General features: G+C 59.2%; 13 protein-coding genes. 7 read left to right on the top strand and 6 right to left on the bottom strand.

Annotation, left to right across the window (positions count from 1 at the left end; genetic code table 11):
• Positions 1 to 23 precede the first annotated feature (23 nt).
• From cysM to ACZZ0D_RS04150, 6 genes are all read left to right on the top strand, one after another.
• Complete coding sequence (gene cysM, locus ACZZ0D_RS04125; protein ID WP_053122764.1) at positions 24 to 926, top strand: cysteine synthase CysM; 903 nt, start codon at positions 24 to 26, stop codon at positions 924 to 926.
• The gene (rlmD, locus tag ACZZ0D_RS04130) at positions 926 to 2,302 is read left to right on the top strand and encodes a 23S rRNA (uracil(1939)-C(5))-methyltransferase RlmD (RefSeq protein ID WP_282356195.1); all 1,377 of its coding nucleotides are present in this window, start codon (positions 926 to 928) and stop codon (positions 2,300 to 2,302) included. Before cysM ends, rlmD begins: the two co-directional genes overlap by 1 nt.
• A gap of 101 nt (positions 2,303 to 2,403) precedes the next feature.
• Positions 2,404 to 4,647 (top strand): GTP diphosphokinase, encoded by a 2,244-nt coding sequence (gene relA, locus ACZZ0D_RS04135; protein ID WP_053122760.1) that lies wholly within the window; start codon positions 2,404 to 2,406, stop codon positions 4,645 to 4,647.
• Positions 4,648 to 4,778: 131 nt separating this feature from the next.
• Positions 4,779 to 5,612, top strand: a complete 834-nt coding sequence (gene mazG / locus ACZZ0D_RS04140; protein ID WP_212543815.1) for a nucleoside triphosphate pyrophosphohydrolase — start codon at positions 4,779 to 4,781, stop codon at positions 5,610 to 5,612.
• A gap of 26 nt (positions 5,613 to 5,638) precedes the next feature.
• Positions 5,639 to 6,181, top strand: coding sequence for a DUF2058 domain-containing protein (locus tag ACZZ0D_RS04145; protein WP_053122756.1), 543 nt, complete (start codon positions 5,639 to 5,641; stop codon positions 6,179 to 6,181).
• A gap of 231 nt (positions 6,182 to 6,412) precedes the next feature.
• Positions 6,413 to 7,360 carry a hypothetical protein gene (locus ACZZ0D_RS04150; protein ID WP_463552513.1) on the top strand — a complete coding sequence of 316 codons (948 nt, stop codon included), beginning with the start codon at positions 6,413 to 6,415 and terminating at the stop codon, positions 7,358 to 7,360.
• Between the two features lie 66 nt (positions 7,361 to 7,426).
• Here ACZZ0D_RS04150 and ACZZ0D_RS04155 read toward each other — a convergent pair whose 3' ends face one another.
• The 6 genes from ACZZ0D_RS04155 to ACZZ0D_RS04180 form a co-directional block, all read right to left on the bottom strand.
• On the bottom strand, positions 7,427 to 7,615 hold the full coding sequence (locus tag ACZZ0D_RS04155) for a hypothetical protein (protein ID WP_008079144.1): 189 nt from the start codon (positions 7,613 to 7,615) through the stop codon (positions 7,427 to 7,429).
• A 391-nt stretch (positions 7,616 to 8,006) separates the two neighbouring features.
• Positions 8,007 to 9,227 (bottom strand): beta-ketoacyl-ACP synthase I, encoded by a 1,221-nt coding sequence (fabB, locus tag ACZZ0D_RS04160; RefSeq protein WP_053122750.1) that lies wholly within the window; start codon positions 9,225 to 9,227, stop codon positions 8,007 to 8,009.
• 11 nt (positions 9,228 to 9,238) lie between these two features.
• Complete coding sequence (fabA, locus tag ACZZ0D_RS04165) at positions 9,239 to 9,754, bottom strand: 3-hydroxyacyl-[acyl-carrier-protein] dehydratase FabA (RefSeq protein ID WP_003172830.1); 516 nt, start codon at positions 9,752 to 9,754, stop codon at positions 9,239 to 9,241.
• 247 nt (positions 9,755 to 10,001) lie between these two features.
• Positions 10,002 to 11,906: a response regulator gene (locus tag ACZZ0D_RS04170; RefSeq protein WP_053122748.1), complete on the bottom strand. Its 1,905-nt coding sequence runs from the start codon at positions 11,904 to 11,906 to the stop codon at positions 10,002 to 10,004.
• On the bottom strand, positions 11,906 to 12,835 hold the full coding sequence (locus tag ACZZ0D_RS04175; RefSeq protein ID WP_463552514.1) for an ABC transporter substrate-binding protein: 930 nt from the start codon (positions 12,833 to 12,835) through the stop codon (positions 11,906 to 11,908). The genes ACZZ0D_RS04170 and ACZZ0D_RS04175 overlap by 1 nt, the downstream gene beginning before the upstream one ends.
• A 1-nt stretch (position 12,836) precedes the next feature.
• Entirely contained in the window at positions 12,837 to 14,960 is a 2,124-nt protein-coding gene (locus ACZZ0D_RS04180; protein ID WP_463552515.1) for a TonB-dependent receptor plug domain-containing protein, read from the bottom strand.
• Between the two features lie 196 nt (positions 14,961 to 15,156).
• Between ACZZ0D_RS04180 and ACZZ0D_RS04185 the strand changes: the two genes are divergently transcribed.
• The gene (locus tag ACZZ0D_RS04185; RefSeq protein WP_463552516.1) at positions 15,157 to 16,182 is read left to right on the top strand and encodes an NAD(P)H-dependent glycerol-3-phosphate dehydrogenase; all 1,026 of its coding nucleotides are present in this window, start codon (positions 15,157 to 15,159) and stop codon (positions 16,180 to 16,182) included.
• Positions 16,183 to 16,198 lie beyond the last annotated feature (16 nt).

A 16,198-nucleotide genomic window follows, 5' to 3' on the forward strand; every position in this document is an offset into this window, starting at 1 on the left:
CTCGTCTGGATTGCGAATACGCCATGACCTTGCAGTACCCAACCATCGCCGATTGCGTCGGCAACACTCCGCTGGTGCGTTTGCAGCGCCTGCCCGGTGCCACCAGCAACACCCTATTGCTCAAGCTCGAAGGGAATAACCCGGCGGGTTCGGTCAAGGATCGTCCGGCGTTGTCGATGATCACTCGCGCCGAGTTGCGTGGGCAGATCCACGCCGGCGATACGCTGATTGAAGCGACTTCGGGTAATACCGGCATTGCGCTGGCCATGGCCGCCGCGATCAAGGGTTACAAGATGATCCTGATCATGCCGGACAATTCCAGCGCCGAGCGCAAAGCGGCGATGACCGCTTACGGTGCCGAGCTGATTCTGGTTAGTCAGGAAGAAGGCATGGAAGGCGCGCGCGACCTCGCGCAGCGTATGGAAGCCGAAGGCCGTGGCAAGGTGCTCGATCAGTTCGCCAATGGCGACAATCCTGAAGCGCACTACACCACCACCGGCCCGGAAATCTGGCGTCAGACCCAGGGCACCATCACGCATTTCGTCAGTTCGATGGGCACCACCGGCACCATCATGGGCGTGTCGCGCTACTTGAAAGAGCAGAGCGACAACGTGCAGATCGTCGGTTTGCAGCCGATGGAAGGCTCGGCCATTCCCGGCATTCGCCGCTGGCCGCAGGAATACCTGCCGAAGATTTATCAGGCTGACCGTGTTGATCGCATCGTCGACATGGCGCAAAGCGAAGCCGAAGACGTCACCCGGCGTCTGGCCCGTGAAGAAGGCATCTTCTGCGGCGTGTCCTCGGGCGGTGCGGTGGCAGCGATGCTGCGCCTGTCCAAAGAAGTTGAAAACGCGGTGATCGTCGCGATCATCTGCGACCGTGGCGACCGTTACCTGTCGACCGGCATTTTCGACGCGCCCAACTGATGGCCAAGCACGAGAGAGGCCTGCGCTTTCAGCCCACTGGCGGAAGCAAGGCTGCGCAAATTCCGACCGGCAAGAAGCAGCGCTTGAGCATTGAGCGCCTGGCCAATGACGGTCGCGGTATCGCGTTTTTCGAAGGCAAAACCTGGTTCGTCCTCGGCGCCCTTGCCGGTGAAGAGGTCGAAGCGCGGGTGCTCGGCGCCCACGGCAAAGTGGTCGAGGCGCGTACCGAGCGCGTGTTCACCGCCAGCGAACTGCGTCGCCCGGCGCCGTGTCAGCATGCCGGTCGTTGTGGCGGTTGCAGCGTTCAGCATTTGCCCCACAGCGAACAACTTGCCCTGAAACAGCGCATGCTCGCCGAGCAGTTGTCGCGCGTTGCCGGTGTCGAACCTGAAGAGTGGGCAGCGCCGCTGACCGGCCCGGAATTCGGCTATCGCCGTCGTGCCCGGATCGCGGTGCGCTGGGACATGAAAGCGAAGAAACTCGAAGTGGGTTTCCGCGCGGCTGGCAGTCAGGACATCGTCGCGATCAGCGAATGCCCGGTGCTGGTACAGCCCTTGCAACCGATCATGACCCGTTTGCCGGAGATGCTCCGTCGCTTGAGCAAGCCGCAAGCGTTGGGTCACGTCGAGTTATTCAGCGGATCGTCGCTGGCGGTATTGCTGCGGCACATGGCGCCGTTGTCCGAAGCGGATCTGAGCATCCTCAAGGATTTCTGCCAATTCCATGAAGCGCAATTGTGGCTGCATGGCGAAGGCGAGCCACAACCGGTCGATGCCACGCAGTCGCTGGGCTATCGCCTGGAGCAGTGGGATTTGAACCTGGCTTACCGGCCGGGCGACTTTATTCAGGTCAACGCTGGCGTCAACGAAGCGATGGTCGCGCAGGCGCTGGACTGGTTGAAGCCGGGCAGCGATGAGCGTGTGCTGGATCTGTTCTGCGGCCTCGGCAACTTTGCCTTGCCACTGGCCAAGTCCGTGCGTGAAGTGGTGGCGGTCGAAGGCGTGCAGACCATGGTCGATCGCGCCGCAGCCAACGCTGCTAGTAACAATTTGCATAACACAAAGTTTTTTCAAGCCGATTTATCCCAGCCTTTGAGCCATGCTCAGTGGATCGGAAACGGTTTTTCTGCGGTACTCTTGGATCCACCGCGTGACGGTGCTTTCGAGGTGGTACGCAAGCTTGCGACCCTGGGCGCGAAGCGGTTGGTGTATGTGTCGTGCAACCCGGCAACGCTGGCGCGCGACACGGTCGAATTGATCAAGCAGGGCTACCGGTTAAAACGTGCCGGGATTCTCGATATGTTTCCTCAGACGGCACATGTCGAGGCCATGGCGTTATTTGAAGCGAGCCAGGATGGCTCGTCTGAATCCGCCTGACCTGTCCGCGCAGCGCTCGCATCAGCCCCGCGAGCGCAAACGGGCAGTAGAGGTCAGCGATTTGACGCATTGAATCTGCGTCGTAGGGAAGGTAAAGCAAGATGGTACAGGTGAGAGCACACCAGCCGATCAACACTGACGGCAGTATCAATCTCGAGGCTTGGCTCGATCACGCGGTCAGTGTCGATCTGGCACTGGATCGCGAAGCCTTGAAAGAAGCCTGCGAGTTCGCTCGCGAGGCCGAACAACAGTCCAATGCCAAGAAGAATCTGTGGGCCGAAGGCTCCGGCAGTTTCAGCACGGGACTTGAGATCGCCGAGATTCTCGCCGACCTCAAACTCGATCAGGATTCGCTGGTCGCTGCGGTGCTGTATCGCGGCGTGCGCGAAGGCCAGATCGAACTCGCGGCCATCAGCCAGCGCTTCGGCCCGGTGGTGGCGAAACTGATCGACGGCGTGCAGCGCATGGCTGCGATCAGCGCCAGCCTCAGTCCGCGTCAGTCGATGGTGATGGGCACGCAAGGGCAGGTGGAAAACCTGCGCAAGATGCTCGTGGCGATGGTCGACGACGTGCGCGTCGCGCTGATCAAACTCGCCGAACGTACCTGCGCGATTCGTGCGGTGAAAACCGCCGACGATGAAAAGCGTAACCGCGTCGCCCGCGAAGTGTTCGACATCTATGCGCCGCTCGCGCATCGCCTCGGCATCGGTCATATCAAATGGGAACTGGAGGACTTGTCCTTCCGTTACCTCGAGCCGGATCAATACAAGCAGATCGCCAAGTTGCTCCACGAGCGACGGCTTGATCGCGAGCGTTTCATCGCCGACGTAATGACCCAGCTCAAGGACGAATTGCAGGCCACCGGCGTCGACGCCGACATCAGCGGCCGGGCCAAACACATCTATTCGATCTGGCGCAAAATGCAGCGCAAGGGTCTGGAATTCAGCCAGATCTACGACGTGCGTGCGGTGCGTGTGCTGGTGCCGGAAATGCGCGACTGCTACACCGCGCTCGGCATCGTCCACACCTTGTGGCGGCACATCCCGAAAGAATTCGACGACTACATCGCCAACCCGAAAGAGAACGGCTACCGCTCACTGCACACGGCGGTGATCGGCCCTGAGGGTAAAGTGCTTGAGGTGCAGATCCGGACGCACTCGATGCACGAAGAAGCCGAACTCGGCGTCTGCGCGCACTGGCGCTACAAAGGCACCGACGTCAAATCCGGTTCGAATCACTACGAAGAGAAAATCTCCTGGCTGCGTCAGGTGCTCGAGTGGCACGAAGAACTGGGCGATATCGGTGGTCTGGCCGAACAGTTGCGCGTCGATATCGAACCGGATCGGGTCTACATCTTCACCCCCGACGGTCACGCCATCGACTTGCCGAAAGGCGCGACGCCGCTGGACTTCGCTTACCGCGTGCACACCGAGATCGGTCACAACTGCCGTGGCGCGAAGATCAACGGGCGCATCGTCCCGCTCAACTACAGCCTGCAGACCGGTGAGCAGGTCGAGATCATCACCAGCAAGCACGGCACGCCGAGCCGCGACTGGCTGAACTCGAACCTCGGTTACGTCACCACCTCGCGGGCGCGGGCGAAGATCGTTCACTGGTTCAAATTGCAGGCGCGTGATCAGAACGTCGCCGCCGGTAAAACCCTGATCGAACGCGAACTGGCGCGCCTCGGTCTGCCAGCGGTGGACTTCGACAAGCTGGCCGACAAGGCCAACATGAAAACCGCCGAAGACATGTTCGCCGCCCTTGGTGCCGGCGACTTGCGTCTGGCGCAACTGGTCAACCTCGCGCAACAACTGGTCGAGCCGGAGCGTGGCAACGAGCAGCTGGAACTGATACCGCGCAAAGCCACCGGTTACAAACCGGGCAAGCGCGGCGACATTCAGATTCAGGGCGTCGGTAACTTGATGACGCAGATGGCCGGCTGCTGCCAGCCGCTGCCGGGCGACGCGATTGTAGGCTACATCACACAGGGCCGTGGTGTGAGCATTCACCGTCAGGACTGCGCCTCGGTGCTGCAACTGTCGGGGCGCGAGCCAGAGCGGATCATTCAGGTCAGCTGGGGCCCGGTGCCGGTGCTCACCTATCCGGTGGACATCATCATCCGTGCTTACGACCGTTCCGGGCTGCTGCGTGACGTTTCGCAGGTTCTGCTCAATGAGCGCATCAACGTGCTGGCGGTCAACACCCGCTCGAACAAAGAGGACAACACCGCGTTGATGTCCCTGACCATCGAGATCCCGGGTCTGGATGCGCTGGGGCGGTTGTTGGGACGGATTTCCCAGTTGCCGAACATCATCGAAACGCGGCGTAACCGTACCCCGTGAAGATCGACGCCGATCAACTGTGGGAGCGAGCCTGCTCGCGAAGAGGGTGTGTCAGTCGACATCATTGTTGCAGACACACCGCTTTCGCGAGCAGGCTCGCTCCCACAAGGTTTTGTGGTGAGAGATAAATGATGTACAGCCTTGAAGACCTGCTCCATCTGATGAACCGTCTGCGCGATCCGCAGTTCGGTTGCCCGTGGGACATCAAGCAAACCTACGCGACCATCGTTCCGCACACCCTCGAAGAAGCTTACGAAGTGGCCGACGCCATTGAGCGTGGCGACTTCGATCATCTGCAGGGCGAGCTCGGCGATCTGCTGTTCCAGGTCGTCTATTACAGCCAGTTGGCCAAGGAAGAAGGGCGCTTCGAATTTGCCGGGGTGATCGACAGCATCACTCGCAAACTGATCCGTCGTCATCCGCATGTGTTCCCAACGGGCGATCTGTACGCGCCGCTGGACGTTCCGCGCTTGAGCGAAGAACAGGTCAAGCAGCGCTGGGAAGAGATCAAGGCCGAAGAACGTGCCGAGAAGTCCGCTGCGCCCGAGCAACTGTCGCTGCTCGACGACGTGCCGGCCACGCTGCCAGCCTTGTCGCGTTCAGCCAAGCTGCAGAAGCGTGCCGGGCAGGTCGGTTTCGACTGGCCGGAGGCTTTGCCGGTATTCGACAAGGTGCGCGAAGAGCTCGATGAAGTTCTTGAAGCCATGTCACAAAACGATCCTGTCGCCATGGCGGACGAGATCGGCGACTTGCTGTTTTCCGTGGTCAATCTGGCCCGGCATCTGAAGGTCGATCCGGAAACTTCGCTGCGTGGCGCCAACAGCAAATTCGAAAGACGCTTCCGTTTTATCGAACAGGCATTGCGCGACACCCACCGTCCCATAGAAGATTGCACCCTCGAAGAGTTGGACGCCCTGTGGGGCGAAGCCAAACGTCAGGAAAAGAATGCGCCCAGCTGCGGCTGAGCAACTGCCCAAGTGAGTAAGCATTAATGAGTATTTCCCTTCGCGACCAGTTGCTCAAAGCAGGCCTGGTCAACCAAAAGCAGGCCAAGCAGGTCGGCAAAGACAAGCAGAAGCAGCAGCGTCTGGCGCATAAAGGCCAGATCGAACTGGATGACTCGCAACAGCGCGCCGCTCAGGAAGCCAAGGCCGAGAAGGTCAAGCGCGACCAGGAGCTGAACCGCCAACAGCAGGAGAAAGTTGAAGCCAAGGCGCGTGCTGCTCAGGTCAAGCAACTGATTGAAGTCTCGCGTCTGCCGAAGCTGACCACCGAGGACTACTACAACTTCGTCGACGACAAGAAGGTCAAGCGGATCTCGGTCAACACGCTGATGCGCAACAAGCTCAGCAGCGGTTCGCTGGCGATCGTCCACCATGCCGGCGGCTACGAAGTGATTCCGCGTGAGGCGGCCCTGAAGATCCAGGAGCGCGATCCGCAGCGCATCGTCCAACTCAACGTGCAGACCGAAGAAGTCAGCACCGAAGATGATCCGTATGCGGCGTATCAGATCCCTGATGATCTGATGTGGTAATGGTTTTAATGTTCTAGCGACTTACATCTTTGCTAGTACTTTGAAAGTGTTTATAGATTGAACCCGCCGATTCGTATCGATACGATCGGCGGGTTTTCTTTTGGCAGAAATTAACGTGTTTGAAGTGTGAAGATTTTGCGCGGCTCATAAACAGCGCGCTGCACTTTTATATAGGTGTTTTTGTAGGGGGAGAATAAATGGAATTAATTTAAATAAATAAGGATGTTGCTAATGTTATTAAGCATTGCTTCGTTGCGCCAACCGACTTTTAATCCGCAGTTTTCTCAGTTGCGGGCGCCTGGCCAATCAATTACCGATTACGTGGTCAGCGAACTGGATGCCCGGGTCGAGTTTGTGCGCCGCAAAATCAGGATCGCTGCCAAGGCCGCTGCAGCAGACCATGACGGCTCGGAGTGCCTGTTCTTCACCTTGCCTGAATTCTTCTGGAACATCCCTTGGCGTGAGGTCGACAGCGAGGACGAGCTGCATGAATTGACCACCGCTTACCTGGAAAAAGTACCTGCGTATATTTCGTCGTTAATGAAAGATCTGCCAGTTGAACGGTACGGCAAGATTGTCCTGTTGGCGGGCAGTTGTGCGACCTTGGTAAAAGTGGGGGAGGGTGATGCGAGTTATTACGAAGTCATTAATTACTTGCTGACGATTACTAATAAAGAATATGAAGCAGATATCCCGTTGATGTCGATGTGGCCAAAGCGACATGTTTCCGGTATCGACTTTGGTCGGAATGTCGGTAATCAAGATGGCTTCTGGTTCTTCAGGCTGTTTGACGAGTTTGTCATCAAGATCAAGGATTACAGCGACGTCAGCGCCGAGCACAGTTACTTCGGCGGTTACCAGGGACTGTTTATCAATAGTCTTGTGCCGGGCTGCCCGTTCGGTATTAACGTGTGCCTTGATTATGCCGTGCTGAAGGAAGGTGAGCGGGATAAGGAAGTTGAAATCCCTGAAGTGAAAATCGACTTCCTGATTGCCTGCGGCATGTCCTTGGACTACGACAAGCAGCACCCGACTGCCGTGCAGTACTCGATCAGGAATGACGGCATGGGCGGTGGTGCATGTGAGGTGGTCAGACTCGAGGAGGGGCTGATCGTCGATGAAATAGCTTCGGAGGAGATCGACGACAACCTTTATTTGAGTGTGATTCGCGTGGTGTGAAGGTTCTGATGTTGTTGCAGCCTGCCATCCCGAAAGGGGCAGGCTGCAACCCTGAAGAGTGGTGAGTCAGGCGGATCGTAGATCCCGTTGCTGTTCTTGCACTTCCAGTTCGGCCTTGTAGTTGTGGGCATCGATCTCGTTGTGGAACATGCCGACCAGCAAGTCTTGTTGATGCACATCCCAGATCCGTATACCCGCGGCTACGCCTTCATGGGACATGTGTGAATCGTCGCGTTCAGTTACTTTTACAGTCATCTGCTAGCTCCAATCTCTGGTTTATCTGCAGCAAGGCGTGTGCAGGGCTCTTTTATATGTTTTGTTAGCTTGCTAAGTAAACGGCTGATTTGTGCAATGTGTTGTTGCGGTTTTTGCAACAGTGCTGCAGCCCCCGTAAACCGCGACATTCGGTCGCAGGGGGTAAAGTTTCATGACAGAAGTTTCATTTCCAGACGCACTAAAACTCCCCTGTGGGAGCGGGCTTGCTCGCGAAGGCGGTGGGTCAGGAATGAAGATGGTTACTGGAAAAATGCATTCGCGAGCAAGCCCGCTCCCACAGGGGAATGTAATCTTCCGGATAATTTCTTCAGACGAAAAAAACGCCCCGAACCAGTCGGGGCGTTTTTATGTGTGGCTCAAGCTCGCGGAATTACTTGCCTTCCCAGCGCTTCAGTACCAGCGTGGCGTTGGTGCCGCCGAAGCCGAAGCTGTTGCTCATCACGGTGTTGATGGTGGCGTTCTCGCGGGTCTTGGTCAGCACCGGCAGATCGGCCACTTCAGGATCCAGCTCGTCGATGTTGGCGGAGCCGGCAATGAAGTTGCCTTCCATCATCAGCATGCAGTAGATCGCTTCGTGAACGCCGGCAGCGCCCAGGGAGTGACCGGACAGGCTCTTGGTCGAGCTGATCGCAGGTGCCTTGTCGCCGAACACTTCACGCACACCTTTCATTTCCGCGACGTCGCCGACCGGAGTCGAAGTGCCGTGGGTGTTCAGGTAGTCGATTGGGGTATCAACGGTGGACATCGCCATTTGCATGCAGCGGATCGCGCCTTCGCCACTTGGGGCAACCATGTCGTAGCCGTCGGACGTCGCGCCGTAGCCAACGATTTCGGCGTAGATTTTCGCGCCACGGGCCAGAGCGTGTTCCAGCTCTTCAACCACGACCATGCCGCCACCGCCAGCGATGACGAAACCGTCACGGTCTTTGTCGTAGGCACGGGAAGCCAGTTCCGGAGTGTCGTTACGCTTGCTGGACAGAGCGCCCATGGCGTCGAACAGGAACGACTGGCTCCAGTGCTCTTCTTCACCGCCACCGGCGAAGACGATGTCCTGTTTGCCCATCTGAATCTGTTCCATGGCGGTACCGATGCAGTGAGCACTGGTGGCGCAGGCAGACGCGATGGAGTAGTTCAGGCCTTTGATCTTGAACGGTGTGGCCAGGCATGCGGAAACGGTGCTGCTCATGGTCCGCGTTACACGGTATGGGCCAACGCGCTTCACGCCTTTCTCGCGCAGGATGTCCAGCGCTTCCATCTGGTTCAGCGTGGAAGCACCACCGGAGCCAGCAACGAGGCCGGTACGCGGGTTGGACACTTGCTCTTCGGTCAGGCCGGAGTCAGCAATGGCGTCTTTCATGGCCAGGTAGGCGTAAGCCGCTGCGTGGCCGACGAAGCGATAGATCTTGCGATCGATCAGCTCTTCAAGGTTGAGGTCGATGGAGCCGGAAACCTGGCTACGCAGACCCATTTCGGCATATTCCGGGTTGAACCGGATGCCAGGGCGGCTTGCACGCAGGTTAGCGGAGACGGTCTCTTTGTCATTGCCCAGGCACGAAACAATGCCCAGACCAGTGATAACGACGCGGCGCATGCGAATAACCCTTAGAAGTTGTCAGTGGAGGTGAACACGCCGACGCGAAGGCCTTCGGCGGTGTAGATTTCGCGACCGTCAACAGACACCGAACCGTCGGCAATAGCCAGGTTCAGCTTGCCCTTGAGGACGCGCTTGATTTGAATGTTGTAAGTGACTTTCTTGGCGGTCGGCAGTACCTGACCGAAGAACTTCACTTCGCCCGAACCCAGCGCACGGCCACGGCCCGGCAGGCCTTGCCAGCCCAGGAAGAAGCCGACCAGTTGCCACATGGCATCCAGACCCAGGCAGCCCGGCATCACCGGATCACCTTCGAAGTGGCACGCGAAGAACCACAGGTCAGGGTTGATATCCAGTTCGGCGACCAATTCACCTTTGCCGTACTTGCCACCCTCTTCACTGATATGGGTGATGCGATCCACCATCAGCATGTTCGGGGCGGGCAGTTGCGCGTTACCTGGGCCGAACAGCTCACCGCGACTGCAGCGCAGCAGATCTTCCCGAGTAAAGGCGTTTTGTTTGGTCATGCGAGCTCCTCAATAATCCCATGCGGCAGGTGGGGCAAATCTTCCCGACCGTTCGAAGCGTTCATGCCTCGAACCGGCAGCCTACTCATAGACTATTGCGTTGTGGTGAAAGTCACAGCACCAAGGACATGAATGTACACTTGTGCACTGAAATTTTTAATCAAGCCCCTTTTGAGGCTCGTTCGGGTGCCTAAGACTGCCGCACTTTCGCTTTTCACGCCAGTCGCAGATGGTCGAAAGGCCCACTCTACGACACCCAGCGCTGCAGAATCTGCTGCAGATCATTACGTTTGAACGGCTTCGCCAGATAATCGTTCATACCCGCCTGCAGGCAGGTTTCGCGGTCGCCCTGCAAAGCGTTGGCAGTCAGCGCGATGATCGGCACGTCGGTGCGCCCGGGCAGACAGCGAATCTGCCGAGTCGCCTCGTAGCCGTCGATAATCGGCAAGCGGCAATCCATCAGAATCACTTCGAAATCATTTTCTTCGGCACTGCGCACCGCTTGCGCGCCGTCGGTGGCCACGCTGACAGTAAAGCCCAGACTGCGCAGCATCGCTTCAATCACCGTTTGATTGACCGGGTTGTCCTCGACCAGCAGCACATTGCGCCCTTCACCGTGGCCGTCGCCATTCAGCGTGCGTGGCGCGGTTAGTTGAGGCAACGCCTGCTTCGACAGCGCCAGCGGAATCTCCAGGGTAAACACCGAGCCGCGGCCTTCCTCGCTTTGTGCGCGCAATGTGCCGCCCATGCGCTCGGCCAGCGTTCGGGCGATCGGCAAACCGAGGCCGGTGCCGCCGTAACGCCGTGAAATCGAACTGTCCGCCTGCTGGAACGCGTTGAACATCAGCTCCAGACTCTCCGACGAAATACCGATGCCGCTGTCGCGCACCGAGCAGGTGAACCACAGCAGTTCGTGATCCAGCGACTGCCACTGCGCCTCGATGCTGACCCGGCCCTGTTCGGTGAACTTCAGCGCATTGCCGACCAGGTTGACCAGAATCTGCCGGATCCGCGTCGGATCGCCCTGTACCTGCAAACCACGCATGTCCTCGGGAACCCGCAGATTCAGCGCCAGACCCCGTTGCACGGCGCTGTGTTGGAACGACTGCGCGCAGGCACTGATCAACTCGGCGAGGTTGAACGGAATATGTTCCAGCTCCAGCTCTGAGCGTTCGATCCGCGAGAAATCGAGAATATCGTTGATGACTTTCAGCAAGTGTTCGGTGGACTCGGAGGCGAGGGCGGCGTACTCGACCTGCTCCTCGGTCATCTCAGTGGTTTCCAGCAGTTGCAGCATGCCGAGCACACCGTTCATGGGCGTGCGCAGTTCATGGCTCATCATCGCCAGAAAGTCGGATTTGGCGTTGTTGGCCTTTTCCGCTTCTTCGCGAGTCTGGATCAACTGCGCCATCGCCTGATGCTGTTCGCGGCTGGCCTGTTCCAGTGCCTGCGCAAGATTATTGATGTGCTGCGACAGCGCGCCGAGTTCGGTGTCATCGACAATTGGCAGCGGAGTTTTGTACTCGCCCTCCTGAATCGCCTTGACCGCATTGCCGATGTCGCGGATCGGCTGCGACAGACTGCCGGCCAGACGCCGCGCCAATACGAAGGTGAAGAGCAGGGCAAACAGCGCGAGAATTCCGGCCTTGAGCAGAATTTCCTGCTGACGCTGATTAAAGGCATCGTTGGACAGACCGACGATCACTCGCCCCAGATAATCCTCGCCGGCCGCCGCGTTATTGGCTTTGGTGTCCTGGAAAAAATCATTGTGCAGAGCGATGCGTTGCAATCGCACCGGCGCCTGAAACACCTCGACCTGATGCGGTTGGCTGTGGGACGCCGCCGGTTGCTCGACGTACACCAGAATCCGGTTGGCGCTGTCCTGCACCTCAAGGAAACGCACATTCGGCGTGGCCAGCGTGGCCCTGAGCAGACTTTCCAGCACTTCATTGTTGCCGGAAATCACCCCGTATTCGGTAGCGGGCGCCAGTTGGTTGGCGATCAGCTGGCCGGTGTGAGTCAGCTCCTGCCGCAAATCCTGAATACGCACAAAGGTGAAGAAGCTGATCAGCAACAAGGTCAGCAACAGCGCCGGGCCCAGGCTGATCAACTGAGTGCGGGTGTTGATGTCCCAACGGCGACGGAAACTCATCAGTGGCGTTCTCCTTCAGCCAGCGTTCTGGCGACAGACGCTTCATTCAACGGTTCGATCCCTAAGGAACGCGCCACCTGCGCATTACTTGAGACTTTAAAACGTTCGGGATAGAGGGTTCGTGGCCAGCGCGTGGTGGGCTGGTCGAGCAAATCATCCAGAATCGCCAGCCAGTCGCTCTGGTCGCTGTAACTGCTGGCCAGGCTGCCGGCGCGTACGAAGGCAGCATTCGGTCCGATTAGCGCAACGTGCCGCGCGTAGCTGCTGAGCAGCAGGTTCTTCGCGGTTTTCGGGTTGTAAAGGTCAGGGTCGTCGAGGCCGAGCAGCACGTCGCTGTTTTTCAGGATGATTTGCAAGGGGCGACTGTCGTTGGTGTTGTCCCAGCGCTGGCTGAAGATCTGCAGATTCAGCGGCTCGGCAATCAGATTCAGTTCTTTGAGGAGGAATTCGCTGTGCTCATCGAACAGCACGCCGACCCGCTTGGCCTGCGGCAGAATCCGTCGGATCAATTGCAACTGGCGAGCCAGCGGCGGATCGCTCCACAACAGACTCAGATGCATCGGTTGCGCTGTGCCAAAACGTTGCCGCGCTTGCAGACGGCTGATGCGCAGCACCAGCGTCGCCGGGCCTTGGGCATCTTGCAGGCGCCAATCCAGCGCCGGCAGGTCAAGCAGGATAAGCCGCAGGCTGGACGGTAATTTGCCCGGTGCCGGCAGGCTTGCCAGTGGCTGAAAACGCACGTTATCGGTCGGGCGCAATTCGCTCAGCGCTTCGACGAACGCCTGCACACCGGGGCTTTCTTCGGTGCCGGTCAACAGAATGTCGGCGGCCTGCACCCCGACGCCGTGCAGCCACGCGGTCAAAAACAGGCAGAGCCCGGCCAGCCAGTGGCCCAGGGTTGGCGTCTTCCGTGACGTGCCCGATCCCATCCTAGAACTCCAACTCGGCGCTGAAGTACATGACTCGGCGCTCGTCGTAGTTGTTGTCAACGAAAGTGGTCGGCTCATGGTCGAGGCGCTGTTGCAGCACGCCGGCCAGTTGCAACTGCGCCTTGCCCAGCGTGATGCGTTTGGCGATGCGCGTGTCGATCCGTTCGAAGCGGTAGCCGTTGAGGGCGTTGTCGCCGTAATAGAAGAGGGCGCTGTTCCAGCCGTGGCCCCAGTCGCGCAGCCAGCCGGCGGAACCGCTGTTGCGCGAAGTGAATTGCTGATCCAGTGGATTGCTCGCCTCGGCATCGACGAAGGCATACGTGAAGCGCAAACGGTCGGCCCGGCTCACGCGCCAGTCGAGCTGGGTTTCGGTGCCGCGAAAACGTGAGCTGTTGGCGTTGCTGGCGATGTACTGATTGTTGCGCAACGGCTCGCTGATCATCCCGGTGATTTCGTCGTAGAACAGTTTCACGTCGACGGCAAGGCCGAGCTCGGCGAAATAGCCGTTGTAGCCCAACTCGCGCGAGCGCATGTGTTCCTGATCGAGATCGCCCGGGCCACGGGTCTTGACGAAATAGCGCGCCGAAGACTGGCCGTAGGCCGAGGGCCGCAGGTTGCTCACCTGATAGCTCCAGTTGACGTTGTTTTCGAACATGTCCGGCGAGCGGATCGCTTCCGAGTACACCGCGCGCAGGCTGTGGCGCGGATTGATCAGGTAGTTGATCGCGAAACGCGGGGTCAGCGAACTGCCGATCAGTTGCGTGTCCTCGTACATCGCGCCGCCCTGCAACAACCAGTGTTCTGTCGCGCGCCATTCCAGTTGGCCGAACGCGCGCCAGGTGGTGTCGTCCAGTGTGCCGTTGAAATAGGTTTCGGAGTCGGCGCGGTCGTAACGATAGTTCATGCCGCTGACCAGACGCAGGCTGTCGGACAGGCTGAGGGTGTCCTGCAATTCGAGGTCGTAGCGCGATTCGCGGGCGCTCTGGTCGATGTCACCGCACAGGGTTCGACTGGCGCCGTTGCGCCATTGATCGAGCACTTGGTTGGCCAGGGCCATTTCCTGCGGCGTACCGGGCGCGGCACCGGGGCCGGTGAACTGGGTGATGTTGCGCGCCAGGCGTTCGGTGTAATTCGGGTTGAGCTGCCACAGTTGCGTCAACTCAGGGCTGAACGACACTTCGGCATCACAGGCGCGCCACGTTTGCTGACGATCCCAGTGTTGCGCCGAAGCTTGTACATAGAGGCTGTGCTCGGGATTGATGTCGAGATTCCAGCGCACCGAACCAGCGTAATCCTTCGCCACCACGTCGGAATTGTTCCCGGCGGCGGTAATCCCCGAGAACACCGGGTGGTAGGTGTAGGGCCGCTGGTTGGTGCCGTCCTTGGCGTTGACCTGCCAGTCGAGGCTCTGGTTATCGCTGAGGGTGTGGCTGACCGCGAGGCTGAAGCGGTTCAAGCGGCGGCTGTCGCGATAGTCGTCGCCACGGCGATCGTTGTCGAAACCGTCATCTTCCTGACCGGACAACGACAGGCGAAGATCGCCGCCATTCCAACCGGTGCCCTGACTGGCATAGAAATCATTGATGCCGCGCTGGCCACGGGTGATTTTCAGTCGCGTGCCGTGGCTGTCCGCCGGGTGACGGGTGATGATGTTGACCACCGCCATCAGCGCGTTGGCGCCGTAGCTGACGGTGTTCGGGCCGCGAAAGACTTCGATGCGCTCGATGTCTTCCATGGCCACCGGAATATCGCTCCAGTCGACCGTGGCCAAACCGGCGCGGTACACCGAACGGCCGTCGATCAGCACTTGCATGCGCCGCGCTTCGGTGGCGTTGGTGCCGTGGTAATTGACCGCCGCCTGATTGCCGCTGATGTTGCCGACCATCATTCCCGGCACCAGCCGCAGCAGTTCGCTGATGTCGCGGGCGCCGCTGGCGCTGATCAATTCACTGTCGAGTACGGTCATGCTTCCCGGCACTTCCGCCGGCGTCTGCTTCAAACGCGTGGCGGTCAGCACCTGCGGCAGCGCTTCGCTGTCGATGAACAGGTCGTCTGCCAGCACCACCGGGCTGAATAACAGCGCCAGCAACAGTGACGAACGCGGAGGAGGGGAACCGACGGACACGACACAGCCTTGAAAGCAAAGAATTGGCGCGCATGTTAACCGAGGACAGCGACTTTTCCAGTCACGTTGCGGGCATTTTCCTAGGTTTTATTGGTCTTCTTCCTACAAGTGTCGGTAATTGTTGCGGGGGCTGGCCGCGACCGGGTCGCCCCGTATAATGCCGCCATCGCCACTGGTATGGATTAACGGATTGCATATGACTGAACAGCGCCCGATTGCGGTCCTGGGAGGCGGAAGTTTTGGTACCGCCGTGGCCAATTTACTGGCCGAGAACGGCCATCAAGTCCTGCAGTGGATGCGTGACCCCGAACAGGCTGAAGCCATCCGGGTCAATCGCGAAAACCCGCGTTACCTCAAAGGCATCAAGATTCTGCCGGGCGTGATTGCGGTCACCGACCTGCAAGCCACGCTCGACGCCTGTGATTTGTGCTTTGTCGCGCTGCCGTCCAGCGCGCTGCGCACGGTGCTCGCTGCCCACGCCGAGCGCCTCAGCGGCAAGATGCTGGTCAGCCTGACCAAAGGCATCGAAGCGCAGACTTTCAAACTGATGAGCCAGATTCTCGAAGAGATCGCCCCGCAAGCGCGCATCGGCGTGCTGTCCGGGCCGAACCTGGCGCGCGAAATCGCCGAGCACGCGCTGACCGCCACGGTGGTCGCCAGTGAAGACGAAGATCTGTGCAAAGCCGTGCAAGCCGCGCTGCACGGCCGCACCTTCCGCGTTTATGCGAGCGCCGACCGTTTTGGTGTCGAGTTGGGCGGGGCGTTGAAAAACGTCTACGCGATCATCGCCGGCATGGCGGTGGCGCTGGAGATGGGTGAGAACACCAAAAGCATGCTGATCACCCGTGCCCTCGCGGAGATGACCCGGTTTGCGGTGAATCAGGGCGCGAATCCGATGACCTTCCTCGGCCTGGCCGGTGTCGGCGATTTGATCGTCACCTGTTCGTCGCCGAAGAGCCGCAACTATCAGGTCGGTTTCGCCCTCGGTCAGGGCCTGAGCCTTGATGAAGCGGTGTCGCGCCTCGGTGAAGTCGCCGAAGGCGTAAATACGCTGAAAGTGCTCAAGGCCAAGTCGCAGGAAGTCGGCGTGTACATGCCGCTGGTCGCCGGGCTGCACGCGATCCTGTTCGAAGGACGCACGCTGGAGCAGGTCATCGGTCTACTGATGCGCGCCGAGCCGAAAACCGACGTCGACTTTATTTCCACCAGCGGTTTCAACTGAGTGAGCCGGGAGTAGC

This window comes from Pseudomonas sp. AC193, from assembly GCF_979258075.1.

Bases quoted from the DNA above. Each gene is read 5' to 3' on its own strand.
- cysM (WP_053122764.1), top strand. From the start codon at position 24: ATGACCTTGCAGTACCCAACCATCGCCGATTGCGTCGGCAACACTCCG.
- rlmD (WP_282356195.1), top strand. From the start codon at position 926: ATGGCCAAGCACGAGAGAGGCCTGCGCTTTCAGCCCACTGGCGGAAGC.
- relA (WP_053122760.1), top strand. From the start codon at position 2,404: ATGGTACAGGTGAGAGCACACCAGCCGATCAACACTGACGGCAGTATC.
- mazG (WP_212543815.1), top strand. From the start codon at position 4,779: ATGTACAGCCTTGAAGACCTGCTCCATCTGATGAACCGTCTGCGCGAT.
- ACZZ0D_RS04145 (WP_053122756.1), top strand. From the start codon at position 5,639: ATGAGTATTTCCCTTCGCGACCAGTTGCTCAAAGCAGGCCTGGTCAAC.
- ACZZ0D_RS04150 (WP_463552513.1), top strand. From the start codon at position 6,413: ATGTTATTAAGCATTGCTTCGTTGCGCCAACCGACTTTTAATCCGCAG.
- ACZZ0D_RS04155 (WP_008079144.1), bottom strand. From the start codon at position 7,615: ATGACTGTAAAAGTAACTGAACGCGACGATTCACACATGTCCCATGAA.
- fabB (WP_053122750.1), bottom strand. From the start codon at position 9,227: ATGCGCCGCGTCGTTATCACTGGTCTGGGCATTGTTTCGTGCCTGGGC.
- fabA (WP_003172830.1), bottom strand. From the start codon at position 9,754: ATGACCAAACAAAACGCCTTTACTCGGGAAGATCTGCTGCGCTGCAGT.
- ACZZ0D_RS04170 (WP_053122748.1), bottom strand. From the start codon at position 11,906: ATGAGTTTCCGTCGCCGTTGGGACATCAACACCCGCACTCAGTTGATC.
- ACZZ0D_RS04175 (WP_463552514.1), bottom strand. From the start codon at position 12,835: ATGGGATCGGGCACGTCACGGAAGACGCCAACCCTGGGCCACTGGCTG.
- ACZZ0D_RS04185 (WP_463552516.1), top strand. From the start codon at position 15,157: ATGACTGAACAGCGCCCGATTGCGGTCCTGGGAGGCGGAAGTTTTGGT.